This is a genomic window from Pseudomonas rhizosphaerae (assembly GCF_000761155.1).
Classification (GTDB): Bacteria; Pseudomonadota; Gammaproteobacteria; order Pseudomonadales; family Pseudomonadaceae; genus Aquipseudomonas; species Aquipseudomonas rhizosphaerae.
Genome location: NZ_CP009533.1, coordinates 3,041,361 through 3,064,624, shown reverse-complemented (window position 1 = coordinate 3,064,624; position 23,264 = coordinate 3,041,361). Strand labels below are relative to the sequence as shown.

The window sequence follows — 23,264 nt, the reverse complement described above, 5'->3', positions numbered from 1 at the left end:
CTCTTTTCAAAATAGAAAATAGCGCTGCGCCATGGGCAGCACCTCGGCCGGCTCGCACCACAGCAACACGCCATCGGCCTTGACCTGATAGGTCTGTGGGTCGACGTCGATGTCGGGCAGGTAGCCGTTGTGGATCAGGTCGGTCTTTTGCACCGAGCGGCAGCCTTTGACCACCGCGATCTGTTTTTTCAGGCCCAACTGCTCGGGCACCCCGGCGTCCAGTGCCGCCTGGCTGATGAAGGTCAGGCTGGTGGCGTGGCGCGAGCCTGCGAAGCTGGCAAACATCGGCCGGTAGTGGACCGGTTGCGGGGTCGGGATCGAGGCATTGGCATCGCCCATGAGGCTGGCGGCAATGGCACCGCCCTTGAGGATCAGGGTCGGCTTGACGCCGAAGAAGGCGGGGCGCCAGAGCACCAGGTCCGCCCATTTGCCCACCTCGACCGAACCGACTTCATGGCTGATGCCGTGGGTGATGGCCGGGTTGATGGTGTATTTGGCGATGTAGCGCTTGGCGCGGAAATTATCGTTGCCTGCGGCGTCCTCTGGCAGCGGGCCGCGTTGTTTCTTCATCTTGTCGGCAGTTTGCCAGGTGCGCGTGATCACTTCGCCGACCCGGCCCATGGCCTGGCTGTCGGAGCTGATCATGGAGAATGCGCCGAGGTCGTGGAGGATGTCTTCGGCGGCGATGGTCTCGCGGCGGATGCGGCTCTCGGCGAAGGCGACGTCTTCGGCGATGCTGGGGTCCAGGTGATGACAGACCATGAGCATGTCCAGGTGCTCGTCGATGGTGTTGCGGGTGAACGGGCGAGTCGGGTTGGTCGAACTGGGCAGCACGTTGGCGAAGCCGCAGGCCTTGATGATGTCCGGGGCGTGACCGCCGCCGGCGCCCTCGGTGTGATAGGTGTGGATGGTGCGGCCCTTGAAGGCGGCCAGGGTGGTCTCGACGAAGCCCGACTCGTTGAGGGTGTCGGTGTGGATGGCCACCTGCACGTCGTACTGGTCGGCCACGCTCAGGCAGTTGTCGATGGCAGCAGGCGTGGTGCCCCAGTCCTCGTGCAGTTTCAGGCCGATGGCGCCGGCTTTGACCTGCTCGATCAGCGGCTCGGGCAGGCTGGCGTTGCCTTTGCCGGTGAAGCCGATGTTCATGGCGAAGGCATCGGCGGCCTGGAGCATGCGCGCCATGTGCCAGGGGCCCGAGGTGCAGGTGGTCGCGTTGGTGCCGGTGGCCGGCCCGGTGCCGCCGCCGATCATGGTGGTGACGCCGCTCATCAGTGCTTCTTCGATCTGCTGCGGGCAGATGAAGTGGATGTGGGTGTCGATGCCGCCGGCGGTGAGGATCATGCCTTCGCCAGCGATCACTTCGGTGCTGGCGCCGATGGCGATGGTCACGTCAGGCTGGATGTCGGGGTTGCCGGCCTTGCCAATGGCCGCGATGCGCCCGTCCTTGAGGCCGACGTCGGCCTTGACGATCCCCCAGTGATCGATGATCAGGGCATTGGTGATCAACGTGTCGACCACGTCGGCGGCCAGCAACTGGCCCTGGCCCATGCCATCGCGGATGACCTTGCCACCGCCGAATTTGACTTCTTCGCCGTAGGTGGTGAAGTCCTTCTCCACTTCGATCCACAGGTCGGTGTCGGCCAAACGGACTTTGTCACCGACGGTGGGGCCGAACATGTCGGCGTAGGCTTCTCTGGAAATCTTCATCGGTGTGCCCTGCAATTCAATGGTGTGTGGCCCCTGTAGGAGCGGTCATCGGCCGCGAATGGCCCGCTGCGGTGTATCAGGTAGAGCGCGTTGCCTCCTTCGCGGCCAAGGACCGCTCCTACAGAGGGGGACGTGCTCAGAGATCACCCATGACGCGGCCGGCGAAGCCATACACGCGGCGCAGCCCGGCCAGGTCCACCAGTTCCACCTCGCGGCTCTGGCCCGGTTCGAAGCGCACCGCCGTCCCGGCAGGAATGTTGAGCCGCATGCCGCGCGTGGCCGGGCGATCGAAGTGCAGCGCATCGTTGGTCTCGAAAAAGTGATAGTGCGACCCCACCTGAATCGGTCGATCGCCACTGTTGGCCACGGTCAGGCTCAAGGTACGCCGCCCGACATTGAGTTCGATGTCGCCAGGCTGGATCTGGTATTGGCCGGGAATCATGGGAGAGCTCCTCGAAGTGATGAAGGACGGCGGTTCAAGCCGACTCCTGGGGCGGCTCGGCGCCTGGGTTGAGGGCCAGTTGCATGAAGGTCAGGTCCAGCCAGCGGCCGAACTTGATGCCGACCTGGGGCATCTGCCCGGTGGTGGTGAAGCCCAGGCGTTCGTGCAGATGAATCGATGCCTGGTTGCCGCTTTCGATGGCGGCCACCATGACGTATTTGCCGCCCTCGCGGGCACGCTCGATGAGCACCTGCATCAGGCGCGCGCCGAGGCCTTTGCCGCGCTGATCGTTGCGGATGTACACCGAGTGCTCGACGCTGTAGCGAAACCCTTCGAATGGGCGCCAGTCACCGAACGACGCATAGCCGACGACCTCGCCCTGTTCCTCGGCGACCAGAATCGGATAACGCTGCGCCCTGCGGGCCTCGAACCAGGCCTGGCGGTTGGCCAGGTCGACCGGCTGCTCGTTCCAGATCGCCGTGGTATTGAGCACCGCATCGTTGTAGATCGCGCAGATCCCGGGCAGATCGCGCTCGGTTGCATCTCGAATCATGGCCGTGCCTCAGGCGATGGGTTGATGGACGGTGACCAGCTTGGTGCCGTCGGGAAAGGTGGCTTCTACCTGGATTTCCGGAATCATTTCCGGAATGCCTTCCATGACCTGTTCGCGGGTGAGCAGGGTGGTGCCGTAGTGCATCAGCTGCGCGACCGTCTGGCCATCGCGGGCGCCTTCGAGCAAGGCGGCGGAGATCAGCGCCATGGCTTCCGGGTAGTTCAGCTTCAGGCCACGGGCCAGACGGCGTTCGGCCACCAGGCCGGCGGTGAAGATGAGCATCTTGTCTTTTTCGCGGGGTGTCAGGTCCATGGGTGTTCCTTGAGAATTTTGGTAGGTAGCCAGGCAGGCAGGAATCAGTCAGGTGCTCCAGATCCGTGGCGCCAGCGCTTCGCGGCCCAGCAGGGCCGGGCGTAGCAGCGTCCACAGCTGGATCAGCCAGTCGCGCGCATGCAGCGCCTCGTCGGCCAGGCAGCGGGCCACTAGCAGCCCCGGCAACTGGCTCAGGTCGCCGCGCACGCGGGTCGTCAGGCCACGGCAGCGTTCGAGCAGAGCCGGGTCGATCTCGCCGGTCACCAGCAAGGTGGCGAACACCGGCTTGCCGCCCAGGCCCACGGCCGAGTCGAGCAGGCCGTCGTCGCCGACGATGCGCTGGCGCTCGTGCCAGAGCAGCTCACCGTCGCGGCGAATCTCCAGGCGTGACTGGAAATGCCCCTGGTCGAAGCGCTCGGCGGCCGCCGGACGACCCACGGCGACGATGTCCCAATAGAACAGCCGGGCATCGCCCTGCAGATGGATACGGGTGTCCAGTTCAGCCTGGGCGGCACTGTAGACGATGGTTTCCTGGGGCAGCCATTCAAGGGTAGCGCCAGCGGCCACGTGCAGCTCGGTGCTTTGATAGGCCGGACTGAGCGCGCGGTACCATTTGGCCGCGCCGGGCGTGGTCAACTGCGCCCAGGCGTTGGCCTGAACCTGGGCGCTGATGTCCAACCGATCGCCGCCAGCGATGCCCCCCGGCGGATGCACGATGATGTGCTGGCACACCTCGGGCCCTTCGGCGTACAGATGCTTCTGCACCCGCAAGGGGCCCAAGTGGCGGCGCAGGGTCGGTCGCGTGCTGTCGCCGAAGCGTGCGTAGCCCAGCTCCAGCCGGGCGTGCCAGCTGGGCGTGTAGGGCAGGGAAGTGACGGGTAGATTCATGGCCTTCATTCTTGTTCGGGTCGCGGAAGATTAAATGGTTACCAGGCCACGTACACCCTCGGTCTCCATGTTTTCACCGCGACCCTGCTGGACAATCTCACCGCGCGACATGACCAGGTACTGATCGGCCAGCTCGGCGGCGAAGTCGTAGAACTGCTCGACCAGCAATATGGCCATGTCGCCACGTGCGGCGAGCTGCTTGATCACGGCGCCGATTTCCTTGATCACCGAGGGCTGGATGCCTTCGGTGGGCTCGTCGAGAATCAGCAACCGTGGTCGGCTCGCCAGAGCACGACCAATCGCCAGTTGCTGCTGTTGGCCGCCGGACAGGTCGCCGCCACGGCGGTGTTTCATCTGCAGCAGCACCGGAAACAATTCGTAGATGAACGCCGGCACTTCGCGCGCTTCGCTGCCGGGAAAGCGTGAAAGCCCCATCAACAGGTTTTCCTCGACCGTGAGGCGGCCGAAGATTTCGCGGCCCTGGGGGACGTAGGCGATGCCTGCATGCACCCGCTGATGCGGCTTGAATGCGGTGATCGGCTTGCCTTCCCAAGTCACGCTGCCTTGCTTGGCCGGAATCAGGCCCATCAGGCACTTGAGCAGGGTGGTCTTGCCCACGCCATTGCGCCCGAGCAGGCAGGTCACTTCGCCTATTTTCACATCGAACGACAGGCCGCGCAGGATGTGACTGCCGCCGTAGTATTGGTGAAGCTGGTCGACTTGGAGCATGGTTTGTCCTTGTTGTTGCAGTGTCTGGGTGGGGCTTCTTCGCGGCCACTGACCGCTCCTACGATAATCGAGCGTAGGAGCGGTCAGTGGCCGCGAATGGACCTCAACGCCCCAGATAAACCTCGATCACCCGCTCATCGGCCTGCACCGCCTCGAGCGAACCTTCGGCCAGCACGCTGCCCTGATGCAGCACGGTGACATGGTCGGCAATCGAGCCGACGAAGCCCATGTCATGCTCCACCACCATCAGCGAATGCTTGCCGGCCAGGGTCTTGAACAACTCGGCGGTGAATTCGGTTTCGGCGTCGGTCATGCCTGCTACCGGTTCATCGAGCAGCAGCAATTGCGGGTCTTGCACCAGCAGCATGCCGATCTCCAGAAACTGCTTCTGGCCGTGGGACAGCAAGCCGGCCGGGCGATCGACCGACGCGCTCAGGCGAATGGTTTCCAGCACTTCGGCAATGCGGTCGCGCTGCTCGCCGGTCAGCCGTGCGCGCAGGCTGGCCCAGACCGACTTGTCGGTCTTTTGCGCCAGCTCCAGGTTCTCGAACACGCTCAAGGCTTCGAACACGGTCGGCTTCTGGAACTTGCGGCCGATGCCGGCCTGGGCGATCTGCACCTCGCTCATGTGGGTCAGGTCCAGGGTTTCGCCGAACCAGGCTTTGCCCGTGGTAGGTCGGGTCTTGCCGGTGATCACGTCCATCAGGGTGGTCTTGCCGGCACCGTTGGGGCCGATGATGCAACGCAGCTCACCGACGCCGATGTACAGGTTGAGGTCGTTGAGCGCCTTGAAGCCGTCGAAGCTGACGCTGATGTCTTCCAGGGTCAGAATCGTCCCGTGTCGGGTGTTCAGCCCCGGTCCGCTGGCCCGGCCAAGGCCGATGGCATCGCGGCTGGTGCCGGCGTCGCTGTTGGGGTCGAGGATCGGTTCGAGCATGAACTCGCCGGTTGCGGTGATTCTCATTGTTCACCTCTCTTCTTCAACAGGCCGATCACGCCCTTGGGCAGGTACAACGTGACGATGATGAACAGCGCGCCAAGGAAGAACAGCCAGTATTCGGGAAACGCCACGGTGAACCAGCTCTTCATGCCGTTGACGATGCCGGCGCCCAACAGTGGCCCGATCAGCGTGCCGCGTCCGCCCAGGGCCACCCACACGGCGGCTTCGATGGAGTTGGTCGGCGACATCTCGCTGGGGTTGATGATCCCCACTTGTGGCACGTACAGCGCGCCGGCCAGACCGCAGAGCACGGCGCTGAGCACCCAGACGAACAGCTTGAATCCGCGTGGATCGTAACCGCAGAACATCAGCCGATTCTCGGCGTCGCGCAGCGCGGTCAGCACCCGGCCGAACTTGCTGCGGGCCAGGCGCCAGCCCAGGTACAGGCTCAGCACCAGCAACGCCACGGTGAGCAGAAACAGCACCGCCCGCGTGCCTTGCGAGGTGATGCTGAAGCCCAGAATGCTGCGGAAGTTGGTGAAGCCGTTGTTGCCGCCGAAGCCGGTCTCGTTGCGGAAGAACAGCAGCATGCCAGCGAAGGTCAGGGCCTGGGTCATGATCGAGAAGTACACGCCCTTGATCCGCGAGCGGAAGGCGAAGAACCCGAACACCAGGGCCAGCACGCCCGGCGCCAGCACCGCCAGGCACAGGGCCCAGAGGAAATGTTCGGTACCGACCCAGAACCAGGGCAGTTCGGTCCACGATAGAAACGTCATGAAGGCCGGCAGGCCGTCGCCGGCCGCTTCGCGCATCAGGTACATGCCCATGGCATAACCGCCCAGCGCGAAGAACAGGCCGTGGCCCAGGGACAGCAGACCTGCGTAGCCCCAGACCAGGTCCAGCGCCAGGGCGACGATGGCGTAGCAGAGGATCTTGCCGACGAGGGTCAGGGTGTAGGCCGACACTTGCAAACCGTTGCTGGCCGGCAGCAGCGACAGCAGCGGCAGGGCGATGAGGATCGCCAGGACCACGACGCCGATGGCGAGGGTCACTTTCGGGCCGGCTTTCTGCGCGGCAGTGAGCATCAATGGCTGATTCATCAGTCGATCACCCGTCCTTTCAGTGCGAAGAGGCCTTGCGGACGTTTCTGGATGAACAGAATGATCAGCGCGAGGATGAGGATCTTGCCCAGCACCGCACCGATCTGCGGCTCCAGGATCTTGTTGGCGATGCCCAGGCCGAACGCGGCGGACACGCTACCGGCCAGTTGGCCGACGCCACCCAGCACCACCACCAGAAACGAATCGATGATGTAACTCTGGCCCAGGTCCGGGCCGACGTTGCCGATCTGGCTCAGGGCCACGCCACCCAGGCCGGCGATGCCCGAGCCCAGGCCGAAGGCGAGCATGTCGACGCGCCCGGTGGGCACACCGCAGCAGGCGGCCATGTTGCGGTTCTGGGTTACGGCACGCACGTTGAGGCCCAGGCGGGTCTTGTTCAGCAGCAGCCAGGTCAGTACCACCACGAACAGCGCGAAGGCGATGATGACGATGCGGTTGTACGGCAGCACCAGGTTGGGCAGTACCTGCCAGCCACCGGAGAGCCAGGCCGGATTGGCCACTTCCACGTTCTGCGCGCCGAAGATCAGGCGAATCGCCTGGATCAGCATCAGGCTGATGCCCCAGGTCGCCAGCAGGGTTTCCAGTGGGCGACCGTACAGATGGCGAATCACTGTGCGTTCCAGAATCATGCCGACGCCTGCGGTGACGAAGAACGCCACAGGCAGGGCGATCAACGGGTAGTACTCGATGGCGCCGGGGGCGATGCGCTGGATCAGCATCTGCACGACGTAGGTCGAATAGGCGCCGAGCATGAGCATTTCGCCGTGGGCCATGTTGATGACACCCAGCAGCCCGAAGGTGATCGCCAGGCCCAAAGCGGCGAGCAGCAGGATCGAGCCCAGGGACATGCCGCTGAAGGCCTGGCCGAGGATGTCGCCGATCAGCAGCTTGCGTTTCACCTGCGCCAGGCTGGTCTCGGCGGCCGTGCGCACGCCCGGGTCGGTTTCCACGCCCGGCGCCAGCAGGTTTTCCAGACGGGTGCGCGCCAGGGGTTCACCGGTTTCGCCCAGCAGGCGCACGGCGGCCAGGCGTACGGCGGGCTCGGCAGCGACCAGTTGCAGGTTGGCCAGGGCGAGGGTCAAGGCGGTTTTCACCGTTTCGTCCTGTTCACCAGTGGTTTGGCGGTCGAGCAAGGCCAGCTGGTTGGGCTGCGCGGTGCGTTGCAGTTGCTGCGCAGCGGCGAGGCGAACCTGGGCGTCGTCGCTCTGCAGTTGGTGGCTGGCAAGGGCGGTTTCCACCAGGCCGCGCAGGCGGTTGTTCAGGCGCAGCTTGCGCACTGGTTCCACGGCCGCGGCGGTGCCGTCGGCGGGAGTCATCTGGCCGTTGGTTTCGATGAACGGTTTTTTCTCGGCATCGGCGGCAACCCGGCCTTCCTGCAAGGCGTCGAGCAGGTCGAGCCGCACCGGCTCTGGCTGCGCCGCCCAGGCTTCGAGCAGGCGCACCTGCTCGGCGGACGAGGCGCCGGTAAAATCACTGGCGTCGTTGGCGTTGGCCAGCAGGGGCAACAGCAGGACGGCAGTGACGAAGAATTTGCTAAGGGACATGGCAAGTCCTTTGAATTGACGGCAATGGCGGCCGATAGGCGCTTCCATGAATGCAGCGCAAAGCCCTTTCGCGGCCAATGACCGCTCCCACGCAAAGCCCCGGTCCCCCGTGGGAGCGGTCCGTGGCCGCGAAAAGAGCACTGCGGTCTGTCAGACACACCGCGGTGATCCTTCGCGGCCGATGACCGCTCCCACGGAAAACCTCGGTCCCCCCTAGGAGCGGTCCGTGGCCGCGAAAAGAGCACTGCGGTCTGTCAGACACACCGCGGTGACCCTTCGCGGCCGATGACCGCTCCTACAGAGAACCCGCGTTTACGGTGGCCCTGCAAAGCAGGTTGGATCAGTTGCTCTTCACGGCGTGGTCCGGCTTCTTGTCGTTACCCGGAATGTACGGGCTCCACGGCTGGGCGCGGATCGGCTCTTCGGTCTTCCATACGACGTTGAACTGACCGTTGTCCTCGATCTCGCCGATCATCACCGGCTTGTGCAGGTGGTGGTTGGTCTTGTCCATGGTCAGGGTGTAGCCCGACGGCGCGGCGAAGGTCTGCCCGGCCATGGCCTCACGCACCTTGTCCACGTCGGTGGACTTGGCCTGGTTGGCGGCCTGCGCCCACATGTTGATGCCCACGTAGGTCGCCTCCATCGGGTCGTTGGTGACCACGGTGGCGGCGTTCGGCAGGTTCTTGGCCTTGGCGTAGGCCTTCCAGTCGGCGACGAACTGGGTGTTTTCCTTGTTCTCCACCGACTGGAAGTAGTTCCACGCTGCCAGGTTGCCCACCAGCGGCTTGGTGTCGATGCCGCGCAGTTCTTCTTCGCCGACCGAGAACGCCACGACCGGCACGTCGGTGGCCTTCAGGCCCTGGTTGGCCAGTTCCTTGTAGAACGGCACGTTGGAGTCGCCGTTGACGGTGGAGATGACCGCAGTCTTGCCGCCGGCCGAGAACTTCTTGATGTTGGCGACGATGGTCTGGTAGTCCGAGTGACCGAACGGGGTGTAGACCTCTTCGATGTCTTTGTCGGCCACGCCCTTGGAGTGCAGGAAGGCGCGCAGAATCTTGTTGGTGGTGCGCGGGTAGACGTAGTCGGTGCCCAGCAGGAAGTAGCGCTTGGCCGCGCCACCGTCTTCGCTCATCAGGTATTCGACTGCCGGGATCGCTTGCTGGTTGGGCGCCGCGCCGGTGTAGAAGACGTTCGGCGACATCTCTTCACCCTCGTACTGCACGGGGTAGAACAGCAAGCCGTTGAGCTCTTCGAAGACCGGCAGCACCGACTTGCGCGACACCGACGTCCAGCAGCCGAACACCACCGCCACCTTGTCCTGGGTGATCAACTGGCGTGCCTTCTCGGCGAACAACGGCCAGTTGGACGCCGGGTCCACTACCACCGCCTCGAGCATCTTGCCGTTCACGCCACCCTTGGCGTTGATTTGGTCGATGGTCATCAGGGCCATGTCTTTCAGAGAAGTCTCCGAGATCGCCATGGTGCCGGACAGCGAATGCAGGATGCCGACCTTGATGGTCTCGGCAGCCTGAATCGTCCAGGACAGACCCATGGCAGCGATCGATGCAGAAAGGGTGAACGCCTTGATCAAGCTGCGACGCTTCATTGTGCAATCTCCATGTACGAATGTTTTTTTAGTGAGGCAGATGGGGACTTCTCAGCGGAGCTTTGCAAGGGGTGTGCCGGAGTGCGCGCAGGTGCGGGATAGGGGGCGAGGGGGGGGCTTGGACGAATATCGGTCGCACCGCGTTGGTGCTCGATGCGAGGGGTGGTGCGTTTCAGTGGAAGGTATTGGTGCGCCGGATTTCATCCCCAGCCGAACGACGCGCTGCGCCGCCCGCCGACGCGGCTCGCGCCGCTGCTACGGGGATTGGGTGTACCGCTGGACGCGGCTTGCGCCGCTGCTACAGAGACCGTGTGCACCGCTGACGCGGCTTGCACCGCTGCTACGGGGACCGTGTGCACCGCTGACGCGGCTTGCGCCGCTGCTATGGGGGGCACTGAGGTTCCCTGTAGCAGCGGCGCGAGCCGCGTCCGGTAGCACCGCAGATCCAGCAGGATGACTCAGATCGCTTCGATCGGCGGCCGCAGGCGAACCAACACCTGGTCCACCGCCCAGATCAACAGCAGTGAAACGCCCACCAACGGAAACGCCACCCCCACTGCAACCATCACCCCGACCGCCACCCTCCAGCGCGGCAAGTCATGGCGCAGCGGCGGCACACCGAGCTTGCCCTGGGGCCGGCGTTTCCACCAGATCACCAGCCCGCTGACCGAACTGAGCAGGATCATCAGGCACACCAGCAGCACGATGATCTGATTGACCGGCCCGAACATCTTGCCTTCATGCAGCATCACCCCGGTTTCGGTCGCGCGGGCAACCAGGCCGTAATGCTCCCAGCGCACATCGGCCAGCACCTGCCCACTGTACTGATCGATATGCACCGTCGCGTCGTTGCGCGGATCGTCGGCGAATACCGCCACGGTGAACACACCGCTTGCCGTGGTGGGCAGGGTGATGCTGTAGCCAGGTTCCACCTGCAGCCGGGTTGCCGTGTCGACAACGCTTTGCAGGCTGACCAACGGCGCCGCCGGCATCTGCATGTGCCCGCCATGCCCCATGTGTTCGGCATGTGCGCCAGAGGACTGAGGCATGGGCGTGTTTTCCATGGCCCAGGGCACGGTCTGGCGGTGGGCCTGGTTGAGCGTGCCGGCCTGCTCGTCGGACTTGGGCATGGCGTTCCACATGGCGTCGGGGAAGCGGTTCCACACTTCGGCGTACTGCTTGCCCCAGAACCCGGTCCAGGTCATGCCGCTGAGCAGCATGACCAGCAACAACGCCGCGCCCCAGAAACCGACGACCGCATGAATATCGCGCCACAGCGCGCGGCCGCGGCTGCGCCAGCGCGGCCAGAGCACGCCGCTGCCTGCGGTGCCGCGCGGCCACCACAGGTACAGGCCGGACATCACCAGCACGATGCCCCAGCCAGCGGCCAGCTCCACCAGGCGGTCGCCGACGGTGCCGACCATCAGCTCGCCGTGCAGCGCCCTGGCCACGGCTTGCAGGTTCCATTTGGCATCCTGCTCACCCAGCAGTTCGCCGGTGTAGGGATTGACGAACACATTCAGCTCGCGGCCATCGGCATGCACCACGAACTGGCTGCTGCGCTCGGCAGTGCTGGGTGGCAGGTACTGGCCGATGACGCCACGCGGGTAGGCATTGTGCGTGCGCAACAGCAGCTCATCGGCGCTCAGGCGCTGCTCGGCCACCGGCACCACCAGCAGATCGCGGTACATCCACGGGTCCAGTTGCGGTTTGAACAGGTAGATGATCCCGGTCAGCGCCAGCAGGATCATGAACGGCGCGACGAACAGCCCGGCGTAGAAATGCCAACGCCAGGCAAGGTTGTAGAAAGAGGTTTTCATAGATGAAAGGTGTTCCAACGGTATCGTTGTGTTCAACGTTGACGTGCGCGATGCCAATGCCGACCTGTGGGAGCGGGGCGGACGGCAAGTCCTCTACCCGCGAATAGGCCTGCGCAGACACCGCATCAACTCACAGTCATTCGGATTCGACGATCAAACCATTGAGGGTGGCGCACGCGTGCGCGCACCGGGAAACACGGCCTGAGTCGCATGCCCCTCGCGAGGCCGGGCAACGAAGGCACTGTGCGGACGCTGCGAAGTCGCGCCCGCGATACCCAACGCCTGAGGCAGCGCCGGGCAGTGGAAGAACAAGCTGCAGTAACCGCATTTCTCCATCAGGGCATGCAGTTCCCCGCTGCCCGACCCACTGCCCGCACCGCTGCCATGATGTTCGCCATGGGCCGCGTGATCCATGCCGGACATGGCGTTGTCCATGGCCATGCCGGACCGCGTGTGGTCCATCGGCATCGACTGGGAAATCAACGGGCCGATGAACATCATCAGCACTGCGAAGAGGCTGATCCAGCTGGCGCGGGCCTGGGCAAACGGCCGAGAAGAAGGGCGCCTGGCGCTCGGGCGGCTCATCGGGTCAATGCGCGTGCTCGCCGGCATCGTCCTGCACCGGCGCCTGGGTGAGCACCTGCACCTCGACCACGAAATCACCCGCCTTGGCGAAATGCAGCGTCAGCGGGAAATGCTGGCCCGCCTGCAAGGGACTGCTCAGCTTGAGGTCCAGCAGCATCACGTGAAATGCCATGGGCGCGAACACTGCGTGGCCACTGGCCGGAATGGTCACGCCCTGAACCTGCTGCATCTTCATCATGCCGTCCTGGCTGATGTGCTGGTGCAGTTGCGCGTCACCGGCGATTGGCGTGTCGACGCTGGTCAGGGTGTCGTTGTCCAGTCCGCGGTTGCGCAATTCGAAATACACCGCAACGGTGGGCGCATTGGGCGGCAGTTCCTGCGCCCAGGGCTCGACGATCAGCAGGTCGCCGGCCTTGTATTGACGAACCTCGCCCTGCGCGGCGACAGCTAGCAGCATGAGCACACAAGCACACCAGAACCTTTTCATCGCAGACACCCCGGCACGAAAGCCGCCATTGTAGCAGCGGCGCAAGCCGCGTCGGCGGCACACGTGATAAATCTGATCCACCGCGCGCGACCCGGACGCGGCTTGCGCCGCTGCTACAAAAACACCGCGATCTGATTCATCTGCGCCAACAGCGTTGCTGCATCCATGAAGGTGCGATCCACCTTTGGCAGGGTCGGGCGCTTGAGCACCAGCACTGGAATCCGCAACTCCCGCGCCACCTGCAACTTGGGCTCGGTAGCGCCACTGCCGCTGTTCTTGCTGATCAGCACATCGATGCTGCGCTGGGCGAACAGGGCGCGTTCGTCGTCGAGGCGGAAGGGGCCGCGGGCGCCGATCACCTCGCAGCGCTCCGTGCCGGGGTAGGGGTCCAGCGCACGCAGGGTCCAGTGCTGATGCGGCGGAATCTCCTGCAAGTGTTGCAATGGCTCGCGACCCAGGGTTAACAGCGGTCGCCGGAACGGCGTCAGTGCCTGCACCAGTTCGGCCCAGTCGGCCACCTCTCTCCAATCGTCACCGGCCTGCGGCTGCCAGGCCGGACGTCGCAACGCCCAGCACTCGATGCCCGCCAGGCCAGCCGCCTTCGCCGCATTGGCGCTGATCTGCGCTGCGTAGGGATGAGTCGCGTCAACCAGCAGCGTAATACCTTCAGTGCGGATATACGCCGCCAGCCCTTCGGCCCCGCCATACCCGCCGACGCGCACCTGACAGCGCAGGTCAGTGGGCACGCGACCCACGCCGGCCAGGCTGTAGACGTGCTCCGGGCTAAAGGTCCGAGCGATCGCCAAGGCTTCGGTTACGCCACCCAGCAGCAGGATGCGCTTCATGGAGTGCCCCCCGCCTGTCCGACGATGCCGCCCTGGCGGTCGATGGCGAACACTTCTACCTGAACCCGATCCTGCACCACGCTGCGGGCGAACCGCCAGGCATGGCGACAGACTTCATCGCCCAGCCTCACGCCCTCGGCATGGGCCAGGGCCAAGGCTTGCTGGCTGGTGTTGGCCTCGCGAATCCGCGCTTGCAGATCACTCCCTGCGCCGACGTCGCTCGCCCAACCTGCCAGCTGCACCAGATCGATGCTCGAATGACGACTGTGCAGGTCCATGTGCCCGGCTGCCAGCTTGCTGATCTTGCCGAAACCGCCGCACAGGCTGAGCTTGTCCAGCGGCACCTTGCGCACGTGCTTGAGCACCGCACCAACGAAGTCGCCCATCTCGATCAAGGCAATCTCGGGCAGCGCGTAGACCTGGCGCATGGTGTCCTCGCTGGCATTGCCGGTGCAGGCGGCGATGTGCCGGTAGCCGTTGGTGGTCGCCACATCGATGCCTTGATGAATGGAGGCGATATAGGCTGCGCATGAAAATGGCCGAACGATGCCGCTGGTGCCCAGGATCGACAGCCCGCCGAGGATGCCCAGCCGCGGGTTCATGGTCTTGAGCGCCAGGCTGGCACCGTTCTCGACGTTGACAGTGACCTCGAAGCCGCCGCCGTAGCGATGCTCTTCGGCCAACTGGGCCAAGTGTTCGCTGATCATGCGCCGAGGGACCGGGTTGATGGCCGGCTCGCCGACGCCCAACACCAGCCCCGGGCGGGTGACAGTGCCCACGCCGTCGCCGGCCAGGAAGCGGATGCCGGGCGTATCCAGCAGGCGGACCTGGGTGTGCAACAGCGCGCCGTGGGTCACATCCGGGTCATCGCCGCCGTCCTTGAGGGTGCCGGCTTCGGCGCCGTCGGCATTCAATCGGCAGAACTCCAGGCGCATCGATACCTGCTTGCCCTTGGGCAGCACGATATGCACCGCATCGCTGGCACCACCGCCCAGCAACAGCCGGGCGGCGGCCAGGCTGGTGGCCGTGGCGCAGCTGCCGGTGGTCAGGCCGCTGCGCAGCGGGGCCGGTTGCTCCGCCGTTTCTTCACGCATCGAAGGGCTTGACCGTGTCGAGCAGGGTGATCGGCAACGCCTGGCGCCAGGTGTCGAACTCGCCCAGCGGGGCCGCCTGGGCAATGTGCAGCCGGGTCAGTTCGCCACCGTGGCACTCGCGCCATTGCACCAGGGCCAGTTCGCTCTGCAGGGTGACCGCGTTGGCCACCAGGCGACCGCCGGGTTTGAGCGCTGCCCAACAATCGGCGAGGACGTTTTCGCGGGTAACGCCACCGCCGATGAAGATGGCGTCGGGTGCGGGCAAACCGGCAAGCGCATCCGGCGCCCGCCCGCGCACCAGTTGCAGGCCGGGCACACCCAGGGCGTCACGATTATGTTCGATCAAGGCCTGACGGCCTTCGTCGGACTCGACCGCGATGGCTCGGCAACTGGGGTGGGCCCGCATCCACTCGATGCCGATCGAGCCACACCCGGCGCCGACGTCCCACAGCAGCTCGTCTGGCTGGGGGGCCAGGCGTGCCAGGGTTACCGCGCGGATGTCGCGCTTGGTCAGTTGGCCATCGTGGCGAAAGGCACTGTCGGGCAGGCCGGCCAGCGGGGACAGACGCGGGGCGTCCGGGCTGGCCTGGCAGTCGATGGCGATGAGGTTCAGCGCGGCGATGTCGGCAAAGTCGTCGGTTGCGCCCCCATCGATGCGCCGCTCCCTGGGCCCGCCCAGGTGTTCGAGTACCGTCATGCGGCTAGGGCCGAAGCCGCGCTCGCACAGTAACTGTGCAACGGCCTGCGGGCTGCTGCCGTCGTTGCTCAAGACCAGCAGGCGCTGGCCGCTGTACAGATGCGCGGCCAGCGCCGCCACCGGGCGGGCGACTACCGACAGGGTCACCACGTCTTGCAGTGGCCAGCCCAGGCGGGCCGCCGCCAGTGAGTAGGAGGACGGCGAGGGCAACACGTGCATCTGCGCTGCCGGAATCTGCCGCGCCAGGCTGGCGCCGACGCCATAGAGCATCGGATCACCGCTGGCCAGCACGCAGACTGCATCGCCAGGCTCGGCCAGCACGGCATCGAGGCTGAACGGACTGGGCCAGGCGACCCGGGTACCGACGATGCAGCGCGGCAGCAATTCGAGCTGGCGCGGGCTGCCGACGATGCGCCGGGCACTCAACAGCGCCCGGCGCGCCTGCTTGCCCAGTCCTGCAAAACCGTCTTCACCGATACCTACCAGGGTCAGCCAGGCCGACATGAATATTCCTCATACAAAACTATTCCGACGGGCAGACTTTTCATGCCTTCGGCCAAAGCAGGCATAATACCGCGCCTTACCCTTGCCAGTGGTTTTTCGCGTGTGCCCGGTGCCCCTTTGAACACGACCTCGAACGTTGTCCGCCCCTCGGCGTGTCCGGGGTTGCTGCGTATCGTGCAGGCGTTGGACGGAGGCATCTGCCGCATCAAGCTGGCCGGTGGCGAGTTGCACGCCGAGCAGGCCGATGCGGTGGCCGAGGCAGCCGAGCGGTACGCCGGGGGGACGATCGAGGCAACCAACCGCGCCAACTTGCAGATTCGCGGTATCGGCGACCGTCAGCAGTCGCTGATCGACTGCCTGCTGCAGGCCGGGCTGGGTCCCCGGGAGGCGGCCGGCGACGATGTGCGCAACGTCATGCTCAGCCCTAGTGCCGGCATCGACCCCGAACAGGTGGTCGATACCCGTCCGCTGGCCGCGCAGATCATCCACAGCCTGGAAACCGAGTCCCGCTTTCATGCGTTGTCGGCCAAGTTCGCCGTGCAACTGCACGGTGGCGAGCGCCTGGCGATGCTCGACCACCACCACGACCTGTGGCTGTCTGCCTTCAAGCGCGACGGGCAATGCATGTGGGCGTTCGGCCTGGCCGGCTGTCCCGGAAGCGACCCTGCCGTGGGCGCCGTGCCCTTCGCCCAGGGCCATGCGCTGGTGGTGGCAGTGCTGCAACGCTTCCTCGAACGGGCGCGCCCGGAACATACGCGAATGCGCGATCTGCTCGCCGGCGCGGACGCCACCCAAGCATTCCTGAGCACCCTGGGTCTGCCTGTTGACCCCGCACCATTGGACAAGCCGCTGGCCGCTTTCAAACTGGGCATCCAGCCACAGCGCCAACCAGGCCTGAGCTTCATCAGCACCCTGGCCCCTTTGGGACGGCTGACTCCCGTGATGCTGCGCGGCGCCGCCCAGCTCGCTCGCGATCACGGCAACGGCACCCTGCGCATGACCCCATGGCAAGGCCTGCTGCTGCCTGATCTATGCGATCCCGAGCCGGTGCTCCAAGCCCTGGCCGAGTTGGGCTTCATCACCGGTCCGCAACAGCCACTGGCCGCCATGATCGCCTGCACGGGCGCCAGCGGCTGTGCCAAGGGCTTGGCCGACACCAAGGCGGATGCCGTTCGCCTGGCCGCGCTGTTGCCTGATCGGGCGCCACTGAGCGTCCACTTCAGCGGCTGCCCACGCTCATGCGCCGCCGCCCATGTCGCCCCAGCGACCCTGCTGGCCAGTAGCGCCGGCCACTACGACCTGTATCTGCGCGCCGCCGGAACACCCGGATTCGGGACCCTGGCCGCGCGCCACCTTTCACTGGATGCGGCCGCTGCCCTGCTGCGCGACCGCTCACGGAGCGACACCCATGATTGACTACATCCGCGATGGTCAGGAGATCTATCGCAACTCCTTCGCCATCATTCGTGCTGAAGCGAAGCTGGACCAGATCCCCGCCGACCTGGAAAAACTCGCCGTGCGGGTGATTCATGCCTGTGGCATGGTCGATGTCGTCCAGGACCTGCGCTTCTCGCCCGGCGCCGGCAAGGCCGGGCGCGATGCCCTGGCGGCTGGCGCGCCCATCCTGTGTGACGCGCGCATGGTTGCCGAAGGCATCACCCGCGCTCGCTTGCCGGCCAACAACCAGGTGATCTGTACCCTCAAGGACGACAGCGTGCCTGCCCTGGCTCAGGCCCTGGGCAACACCCGTTCGGCGGCGGCGCTGGAACTGTGGCGGCCCCACCTGGCCGGCTCGGTAGTGGTCATCGGCAACGCGCCAACCGCGCTGTTCTACCTGCTCGACATGATCGATGCCGGCGCGCCCAAACCTGCCTTGATTCTGGGCTTTCCGGTCGGCTTCGTCGGCGCGGCCGAGTCCAAGGCGATGCTGGCGGCCGACAGCCGTGGCGTGCCGTTCGTCATCGTCGAGGGCCGCAAGGGCGGCAGCGCCATGGCGGCCGCGGCGGTCAATGCACTGGCCACGGAGGTCGAGTGATGCAACCGCGTGGCCGTCTGCTGGGACTGGGCGTAGGCCCGGGCGATCCCGAACTGATCACCGTAAAAGCACTGCGCCTGTTGCGCGAGGCGCCGGTGGTGGCGTATTTCGTCGCCAAGGGCAAGAAGGGCAATGCCTTCGGCATCATCGAGGGTCACTTGCAGGCCCAGCAGACCCTGCTGCCGCTGATCTACCCGGTCACGACCGAAGCGCTGCCCGCGCCGCTGTCCTATGAACAGGTCATCAGCGATTTCTACGACACCGCCAGCCTGGACGTGGCCACGCATTTGGATGCCGGCCGCGACGTGGCCGTGATCTGCGAGGGTGATCCGTTCTTCTATGGCTCCTACATGTACCTGCACGACCGGCTCGCCGAGCGCTATGAGGCCCAGGTGATCCCCGGCGTCTGCTCGATGCTCGGTGGCGCCTCGGTGCTGGGTGCGCCGTTGGTGTACCGCAATCAGAGCTTGTCGGTGCTGTCGGGCGTGCTGCCGGCGGACGACCTCAAGCGACGCCTGGCCGACGCCGATGCCGCGGTGATCATGAAACTGGGCCGCAACTTCCACAAAGTCCGCGAAGTGCTGGCCGAACTGGGTCTGGCCGAGCGTGCGCTATACGTCGAACGCGCCACCATGGCCAACCAGAAGATCGTCCCGCTGGCCGAGGTCGACCCGACCTCGTCGCCGTATTTTTCCTTGATCATCGTTCCAGGCGAGAGGTGGCAAGGCTGATGAACGCTCCAGCAATCGTCATTCTCGGCAACGGTGCCCTGGCCACCGCCCGGCGCCTGCAGCAACTGTATCCACAGGCGCTGATCCACGGCCTGGCCGAACGCGTGACCGGTGTCGACCGCAGTTACCAGGATTTCGGCGCCACCTTGCGCCAGCTCTACCAGCAAGACACACCGATCATCGCCCTGTGCGCTGCGGGCATCGTCATCCGCAGCCTGACGCCAGTGCTGCTCGAGAAGGGCGCCGAGCCCCCCGTGCTGGCCGTGGCCGAAGATGGCAGCGCCGTGGTGCCGCTGTTGGGTGGCCTGGCCGGGGTCAACGTGCTGGCTCGCGAAATCGGCGCTGGGCTGGGAGTCGCCGCAGCGATCACCACCAGTGGCGAGCTGCGTTTCGGCATCTGCCTGCTCAACCCGCCCGATGGCTACGCCTTGGCCGATCTGGAACTGGGCAAGCGCTTCGTTTCCGATCTGCTCGCCGGTGAACAAGTGCGCGTCGAAGGCACAGCGCCCTGGCTGGCCGACGCGCGGCTGCCCGAGGATGCCCAGGCGCGGCTGACCATCCATGTTGGCAGCGATGCGCGGCAGCCCTCTGCCAACGAACTGCTCATCCACCCGCGCAATGTGCTGGTCGCGGTGAATGCGGCACAGCCCGAGCTTGCCCAGGCCGTGCGCGACGCGCTGCAGCGCAGCGCAATTGCCCTGCCATCGCTGGCGTGCCTGCTGGCGGACGAACACGACATGGCCAATGCTGCGCTGCATGACGCCGCCGTAGCGCTCGGCGTACCGCTGCGGTTTGCCCCGGCGCAGGGTTCGCTGGCGCAGCTGGCCCTTCAAGAAGTGCCGCAGTCCTCGCCTATAGCGATCGGCGAGCACCTGGCGATCGCCGTGGCCGATCAGCCGCTGGATCTGCCCGGCATCGGCCGGCCGCGCGGACGTCTGGCCGTGATCGGCCTAGGGCCTGGCGCTGCCGACCTCATGGTTCCGGCGGTCAAGGCGGAGCTGGCGCGGGCCAACGATGTACTGGGCTATGAGACCTACGTGCGCATGGCCGGCCCGTTTCGCCCCGACCAGGTGCTGCACTGCACCGACAACCGCGAAGAAATGCAGCGCGCCCGGCATGCCTTCGAGTTGGCCGCTCAGGGCCGTTCGGTGGTGGTGGTGTCGTCCGGCGACCCTGGCGTGTTCGCCATGGCGGCGGCGGTGCTGGAAGCGCTCCACGAATCCACCGAGCCAAGCTGGCACGCGGTAGAGCTGGAAATGCTGCCAGGCGTGTCGGCCTCTTTGGCCACCGCCGCTCAAGCCGGCGCGCCCTTGGGCCACGATTTCTGTGTGCTGTCGCTGTCCGACAACCTCAAGCCGTGGGCCATCATCGAGCAGCGCCTGGACCTGGCCTGCCAGGCTGACCTGGCCCTGGCGTTCTACAACCCGATTTCCCGCTCGCGGCCCTGGCAGCTGGGCAAGGCGCTGGAGATCGTCCGCCAGCACCGTGCGCCCGCCACTCCCGTGGTCCTTGGCCGAGACATCGGTCGGCCTGGCCAGTCCCTGCGGGTCATCACCCTGGGCGAGCTGACCCCCGAACAGGTGGACATGCGCACCATGGTGCTGGTGGGGTCCTCCACCACCTGCACCTTCGCCAAGGCCGCAGGCGGCACCTGGGTCTACACCCCACGCTGGTACGGCAGCAAACCCTGACCCTGTAGCCGCCCGCGCACCGCCGCCGAATGACAGCTCCTGTAGCAGCGGCGCGAGCCGCGTCCGGCCACACCGCGTATTTCCTGACACACCGCGTGTAACGCCGACGCGGCTCGCGCCGCTGCTACAGGGGCCTGTGCGGGGTCAGAGGGTTTTCAAAGGCGGCACGATGGCCTCGCGCTGCGCCGCCCAATGCTCGACCAACTCACGCAGCTGCGACATTTCGATCGGCTTGGCCATGTGCCCGTCCATGCCGGCCTGGCGTGCCTGCTCCTTATGCTCGCTGAGGATATGCGCGGTCAGCGCCACCACCGGCGTGCGCACGCGCTGGTTGCCCATCTCCCACGCGCGCAGCTGCCGGGTCGCGGAAAAACCATCGAGGATCGGCATCTCACAGTCCATCAGCACCAGGTCGTAACGCTGCGCCTTCATCGCCCGCAGGGCTTCTTCGCCGTTGCTGGCGGTGTCCGGATGCAGGTTGAGCTTACCGAGCATTCCACGGATCACCTTGGTGGAAATGTTGTTGTCCTCGGCCACCAGGATGCGAAAGTCACTGGGCAGATCAATCGGTGCCAGGTGCGCGGCGGCGGGCGGCGGTGCCTCGATGTCGCCACGATGGCTGAGCTCGTCGGCCAGCGTGGTCTTGAGGGTATAGCCGGCCACTGGCTTGGCCAGGATGCGCTTGATCCCGGCATTGCGCGCGACGATCTTGCTCGGCGCGTTGCTGATGCCGGTGAGCATGATCAGCAGAATGTCGTGGTTCAGGCTCGGATCTTCCTTGATCTTCGCAGCCAGCTGCATGCCGGTCATGCCGGGCATGTTCTGGTCCAGTAGCACCACGTCGAAATAGTCCCGCAGGTGCGCCTTGGTCCGCAGCAGGGCCAGGGCCTCCTTGCCCGATGGCACGGAACTGACATTCAGGCCCCAGGCGCTGCACTGTTGCACCAGCACCTTGCGACAGGTTTCGTTGTCGTCGACCACCAGCACCCGCGCGTTCTTGAGTGGCAGGTCCAGATCCGAAGACGGCTGCTCCAGGCGCAGCGGATCCAGCGGCAGGGTCAGCCACAAGGTACTGCCGTGCTCGCTGCCGCTCTTGATGCCGAAATCGCCCTTCATCAACAGCACCAGTTGCCGCGCGATCACCAGCCCCAGGTGCCCACTCAGGCGGTTGCCGTCGAGCAGGTTGGTGCTGCGCAATTCGGTGTGCAGCAGCGCTTCGCGTTCGGCACCCGGCATTGGCTCGCCGCTGTCCTGCACGGCGATGCGCAGGCGCGGGGTGGCGCTGCGCTGGTCAAGCGCTACTACCAGCAGGATCTCGCCCTGGTCGGTCTTCTTCAGCGCGTTGTCCAACAGGCTCAGCAGCGCCTGGCGCAAGCGCGTCGGGTCACCACTGATGACCCGCGGCACCTGCGGCTGGGTGAAGCTGATCAGCTCGATGTTCTGCTGCTCGGCCTTGGCGCGAAAGATGTTCAGGCAGTCTTCGATCAATGCGTGCAGATCGAACTGCACGTCGTCCAGCTCGATCTGCCCGGATTCGATCTTGGAGATATCCAGTATCTCGTTGATCAACCCGAGCAACTCGTTGCCGGCACTGTGGATGGTCTGCACGTAATCGCGCTGCTTGACCGACAGCGGCGTGCCCAGCAACAGCTCGGTCATGCCCAGCACACCGTTCATGGGCGTGCGTATCTCGTGGCTGAGCTTGGCCAGAAATTCGGCCTTGGCGTTGATCTCGGCGGTGCTGGCCGCCAGTTGCCGGCTGGCACTGAAGCGATCTTCGCTGATGCTGCGCAGGCGCTGGGTCAGGGCGGTATTGAGGATCACCCCGCCCACCATGGCAAACCCGAGCAGGGTGAAGATTAGCCACTGCGAGGGGGTACGGGTCAGGCCCAGCAGCGCTGGCAAGACCACCAGGCAGCCCAGGTTGCACACTAGCAGGCCCAGGCAGAAGGTGCGGGCCGGCCGATAGCCCTGCAGCCAGTGCCAGACGCCGATCACCAGCATGGTCAGGCTGGTCAGGGCCAGCAGGCCATAGGCGAAGAAGTTGAACGGCAGGCCGTCGATGAACAGCAGCAGCAGCCCACACAGGGCGATCAGGGCGACCTCGGCCTTGATGATGCGATTGGAGCGTTGGTGTCCGCGCACCGCGAAGAAACGCAGGCAGAACATCAGCCCGGTCATCGACGCCAGCAGCAGCGCGCTGTAGGCAGCCGGAGTGCGGGCTGCCGGCCATAGCGAAACCCAGGGGCCGGTGAAATTGAACAGGATCAGCGCCGAGGCCAGCAGGCAGGCCTGGGAACAGGCCAGCCACAGGCTGCTGCTGGAGCGCCGATGGGCGAAGCACATCAGGTTGTGCAGGATGAGCATGGCCACGCAGCCCAGCAGCAGGCCGAACAGCAACGGCTCGCGCTGGTCGGCGGCCGCTGCCGAAGACGATTGCAGAACGATGCTCGGGCGAATCTGGTGTTCGGAGGCGATGCGCAGGTACACGTCGAGCGGTTTCTGGCTCACCGGCAAGGTCAGTAAATGGTCACTGCTGGCCAGCGGTGCCTCGGTGTTAACGTCGGTGTCGGACGAGATGCGCCTGATCAGCGTGTCGGCATCGAGCACATAGAAATCCAGGGCTTTCAGATCAGGGCAGAAAATACGCAGCAACAGTTCCTGCTCGCTCGGCGGCAGACGGTAGTGCAGCCAAAGCGCACCTTCTGGCCCGGCGGCGTTGACCTGACGCAACTGCACGGGGGCGAACTGGTTCTGGAAGCGTTCGGAGCGCACGTCGCCCAACTGCAGCCGGCCGTCCTCGTCCATCAACATCGACCAGCCGCCTGCCGACTCTGCCTGGGCGCCAAGCACACAGAGCAGGGCCAGCAGGCCAGCGGTGAATCCTATGGCAGTCCTGAGCCAGCGCAAGGCGAAATCCCTTCGTAGATGAA

Annotated in this window: 21 protein-coding genes; 4 read left to right on the top strand and 17 right to left on the bottom strand. The window is 65.4% G+C overall.

The annotated features are described in order from the left end of the window. Positions 1–6: 6 nt before the first annotated feature. The 16 genes from ureC to LT40_RS13510 all read right to left on the bottom strand — a co-directional run bounded on the left by ureC (position 7) and on the right by LT40_RS13510 (position 15,874). A complete protein-coding gene (ureC, locus tag LT40_RS13585) occupies positions 7–1,707 on the bottom strand; it encodes an urease subunit alpha (RefSeq protein WP_043191064.1) in 1,701 nt (566 codons plus the stop codon). A 136-nt stretch (positions 1,708–1,843) separates the two neighbouring features. Beyond that, the gene (locus LT40_RS13580; RefSeq protein ID WP_043191062.1) at positions 1,844–2,149 is read right to left on the bottom strand and encodes an urease subunit beta; all 306 of its coding nucleotides are present in this window, start codon (positions 2,147–2,149) and stop codon (positions 1,844–1,846) included. Positions 2,150–2,183: 34 nt separating this feature from the next. Continuing rightward, positions 2,184–2,702 (bottom strand): GNAT family N-acetyltransferase, encoded by a 519-nt coding sequence (locus tag LT40_RS13575; RefSeq protein WP_043191058.1) that lies wholly within the window; start codon positions 2,700–2,702, stop codon positions 2,184–2,186. A gap of 9 nt (positions 2,703–2,711) precedes the next feature. Continuing rightward, on the bottom strand, positions 2,712–3,014 hold the full coding sequence (locus LT40_RS13570; RefSeq protein WP_043191057.1) for an urease subunit gamma: 303 nt from the start codon (positions 3,012–3,014) through the stop codon (positions 2,712–2,714). Positions 3,015–3,062: 48 nt separating this feature from the next. Further along, positions 3,063–3,902 (bottom strand): urease accessory protein UreD, encoded by an 840-nt coding sequence (locus LT40_RS13565; RefSeq protein WP_043191055.1) that lies wholly within the window; start codon positions 3,900–3,902, stop codon positions 3,063–3,065. Between the two features lie 30 nt (positions 3,903–3,932). After that, positions 3,933–4,631 carry an urea ABC transporter ATP-binding subunit UrtE gene (gene urtE / locus LT40_RS13560; RefSeq protein WP_043191053.1) on the bottom strand — a complete coding sequence of 233 codons (699 nt, stop codon included), beginning with the start codon at positions 4,629–4,631 and terminating at the stop codon, positions 3,933–3,935. Positions 4,632–4,734: 103 nt separating this feature from the next. After that, positions 4,735–5,595 carry an urea ABC transporter ATP-binding protein UrtD gene (urtD, locus tag LT40_RS13555; protein ID WP_043191050.1) on the bottom strand — a complete coding sequence of 287 codons (861 nt, stop codon included), beginning with the start codon at positions 5,593–5,595 and terminating at the stop codon, positions 4,735–4,737. Beyond that, on the bottom strand, positions 5,592–6,671 hold the full coding sequence (gene urtC, locus LT40_RS13550) for an urea ABC transporter permease subunit UrtC (protein WP_043191047.1): 1,080 nt from the start codon (positions 6,669–6,671) through the stop codon (positions 5,592–5,594). The genes urtD and urtC overlap by 4 nt, the downstream gene beginning before the upstream one ends. Next, positions 6,671–8,236 carry an urea ABC transporter permease subunit UrtB gene (gene urtB, locus LT40_RS13545; RefSeq protein WP_043191043.1) on the bottom strand — a complete coding sequence of 522 codons (1,566 nt, stop codon included), beginning with the start codon at positions 8,234–8,236 and terminating at the stop codon, positions 6,671–6,673. The genes urtC and urtB overlap by 1 nt, the downstream gene beginning before the upstream one ends. A 340-nt stretch (positions 8,237–8,576) precedes the next feature. Then, positions 8,577–9,842, bottom strand: a complete 1,266-nt coding sequence (urtA, locus tag LT40_RS13540) for an urea ABC transporter substrate-binding protein (protein ID WP_043191040.1) — start codon at positions 9,840–9,842, stop codon at positions 8,577–8,579. A 458-nt stretch (positions 9,843–10,300) separates the two neighbouring features. Beyond that, the gene (locus tag LT40_RS13535; protein ID WP_043191037.1) at positions 10,301–11,662 is read right to left on the bottom strand and encodes a PepSY-associated TM helix domain-containing protein; all 1,362 of its coding nucleotides are present in this window, start codon (positions 11,660–11,662) and stop codon (positions 10,301–10,303) included. A 153-nt stretch (positions 11,663–11,815) separates the two neighbouring features. Further along, the gene (locus LT40_RS13530) at positions 11,816–12,247 is read right to left on the bottom strand and encodes a DUF2946 domain-containing protein (RefSeq protein ID WP_043191035.1); all 432 of its coding nucleotides are present in this window, start codon (positions 12,245–12,247) and stop codon (positions 11,816–11,818) included. 4 nt (positions 12,248–12,251) lie between these two features. After that, positions 12,252–12,704 carry a copper chaperone PCu(A)C gene (locus LT40_RS13525; protein ID WP_084139813.1) on the bottom strand — a complete coding sequence of 151 codons (453 nt, stop codon included), beginning with the start codon at positions 12,702–12,704 and terminating at the stop codon, positions 12,252–12,254. Between the two features lie 143 nt (positions 12,705–12,847). After that, positions 12,848–13,579: a cobalt-precorrin-6A reductase gene (locus LT40_RS13520; protein WP_043191033.1), complete on the bottom strand. Its 732-nt coding sequence runs from the start codon at positions 13,577–13,579 to the stop codon at positions 12,848–12,850. Beyond that, positions 13,576–14,673: a cobalt-precorrin-5B (C(1))-methyltransferase gene (locus tag LT40_RS13515; RefSeq protein WP_043191030.1), complete on the bottom strand. Its 1,098-nt coding sequence runs from the start codon at positions 14,671–14,673 to the stop codon at positions 13,576–13,578. Before LT40_RS13515 ends, LT40_RS13520 begins: the two co-directional genes overlap by 4 nt. Further along, positions 14,666–15,874: a bifunctional cobalt-precorrin-7 (C(5))-methyltransferase/cobalt-precorrin-6B (C(15))-methyltransferase gene (locus LT40_RS13510; protein WP_043191027.1), complete on the bottom strand. Its 1,209-nt coding sequence runs from the start codon at positions 15,872–15,874 to the stop codon at positions 14,666–14,668. Before LT40_RS13510 ends, LT40_RS13515 begins: the two co-directional genes overlap by 8 nt. Positions 15,875–15,916: 42 nt before the next feature. Between LT40_RS13510 and cobG the strand changes: the two genes are divergently transcribed. From cobG to cobJ, 4 genes are read left to right on the top strand one after another with little or no spacing between them, the layout of a single operon-like run. Further along, positions 15,917–17,290, top strand: a complete 1,374-nt coding sequence (cobG, locus tag LT40_RS13505; RefSeq protein WP_043191026.1) for a precorrin-3B synthase — start codon at positions 15,917–15,919, stop codon at positions 17,288–17,290. After that, the gene (locus LT40_RS13500; protein WP_043191023.1) at positions 17,283–17,909 is read left to right on the top strand and encodes a precorrin-8X methylmutase; all 627 of its coding nucleotides are present in this window, start codon (positions 17,283–17,285) and stop codon (positions 17,907–17,909) included. Before cobG ends, LT40_RS13500 begins: the two co-directional genes overlap by 8 nt. Beyond that, complete coding sequence (locus tag LT40_RS13495; protein ID WP_043191021.1) at positions 17,909–18,640, top strand: precorrin-2 C(20)-methyltransferase; 732 nt, start codon at positions 17,909–17,911, stop codon at positions 18,638–18,640. The genes LT40_RS13500 and LT40_RS13495 overlap by 1 nt, the downstream gene beginning before the upstream one ends. Next, positions 18,640–20,331, top strand: coding sequence for a precorrin-3B C(17)-methyltransferase (gene cobJ, locus LT40_RS13490; protein ID WP_237749262.1), 1,692 nt, complete (start codon positions 18,640–18,642; stop codon positions 20,329–20,331). The genes LT40_RS13495 and cobJ overlap by 1 nt, the downstream gene beginning before the upstream one ends. Before the next feature lie 144 nt (positions 20,332–20,475). On the opposite strand, the gene LT40_RS13485 is transcribed toward cobJ, so the two are convergent. Beyond that, positions 20,476–23,241, bottom strand: coding sequence for a hybrid sensor histidine kinase/response regulator (locus LT40_RS13485; protein WP_043191017.1), 2,766 nt, complete (start codon positions 23,239–23,241; stop codon positions 20,476–20,478). Positions 23,242–23,264 lie beyond the last annotated feature (23 nt).

Bases quoted from the DNA above. Each gene is read 5' to 3' on its own strand.
- urtA (WP_043191040.1), bottom strand. From the start codon at position 9,842: ATGAAGCGTCGCAGCTTGATCAAGGCGTTCACCCTTTCTGCATCGATC.
- LT40_RS13520 (WP_043191033.1), bottom strand. From the start codon at position 13,579: ATGAAGCGCATCCTGCTGCTGGGTGGCGTAACCGAAGCCTTGGCGATC.
- LT40_RS13575 (WP_043191058.1), bottom strand. From the start codon at position 2,702: ATGATTCGAGATGCAACCGAGCGCGATCTGCCCGGGATCTGCGCGATC.
- cobG (WP_043191026.1), top strand. From the start codon at position 15,917: ATGCCTTCGGCCAAAGCAGGCATAATACCGCGCCTTACCCTTGCCAGT.
- cobJ (WP_237749262.1), top strand. From the start codon at position 18,640: ATGAACGCTCCAGCAATCGTCATTCTCGGCAACGGTGCCCTGGCCACC.
- LT40_RS13570 (WP_043191057.1), bottom strand. From the start codon at position 3,014: ATGGACCTGACACCCCGCGAAAAAGACAAGATGCTCATCTTCACCGCC.
- LT40_RS13565 (WP_043191055.1), bottom strand. From the start codon at position 3,902: ATGAATCTACCCGTCACTTCCCTGCCCTACACGCCCAGCTGGCACGCC.
- LT40_RS13495 (WP_043191021.1), top strand. From the start codon at position 17,909: ATGCAACCGCGTGGCCGTCTGCTGGGACTGGGCGTAGGCCCGGGCGAT.
- urtB (WP_043191043.1), bottom strand. From the start codon at position 8,236: ATGTCCCTTAGCAAATTCTTCGTCACTGCCGTCCTGCTGTTGCCCCTG.
- urtE (WP_043191053.1), bottom strand. From the start codon at position 4,631: ATGCTCCAAGTCGACCAGCTTCACCAATACTACGGCGGCAGTCACATC.
- LT40_RS13530 (WP_043191035.1), bottom strand. From the start codon at position 12,247: ATGAGCCGCCCGAGCGCCAGGCGCCCTTCTTCTCGGCCGTTTGCCCAG.
- LT40_RS13535 (WP_043191037.1), bottom strand. From the start codon at position 11,662: ATGAAAACCTCTTTCTACAACCTTGCCTGGCGTTGGCATTTCTACGCC.
- LT40_RS13510 (WP_043191027.1), bottom strand. From the start codon at position 15,874: ATGTCGGCCTGGCTGACCCTGGTAGGTATCGGTGAAGACGGTTTTGCA.
- urtD (WP_043191050.1), bottom strand. From the start codon at position 5,595: ATGAGAATCACCGCAACCGGCGAGTTCATGCTCGAACCGATCCTCGAC.
- LT40_RS13500 (WP_043191023.1), top strand. From the start codon at position 17,283: ATGATTGACTACATCCGCGATGGTCAGGAGATCTATCGCAACTCCTTC.
- LT40_RS13580 (WP_043191062.1), bottom strand. From the start codon at position 2,149: ATGATTCCCGGCCAATACCAGATCCAGCCTGGCGACATCGAACTCAAT.
- urtC (WP_043191047.1), bottom strand. From the start codon at position 6,671: ATGAATCAGCCATTGATGCTCACTGCCGCGCAGAAAGCCGGCCCGAAA.
- LT40_RS13515 (WP_043191030.1), bottom strand. From the start codon at position 14,673: ATGCGTGAAGAAACGGCGGAGCAACCGGCCCCGCTGCGCAGCGGCCTG.
- LT40_RS13525 (WP_084139813.1), bottom strand. From the start codon at position 12,704: ATGCTGCTAGCTGTCGCCGCGCAGGGCGAGGTTCGTCAATACAAGGCC.
- ureC (WP_043191064.1), bottom strand. From the start codon at position 1,707: ATGAAGATTTCCAGAGAAGCCTACGCCGACATGTTCGGCCCCACCGTC.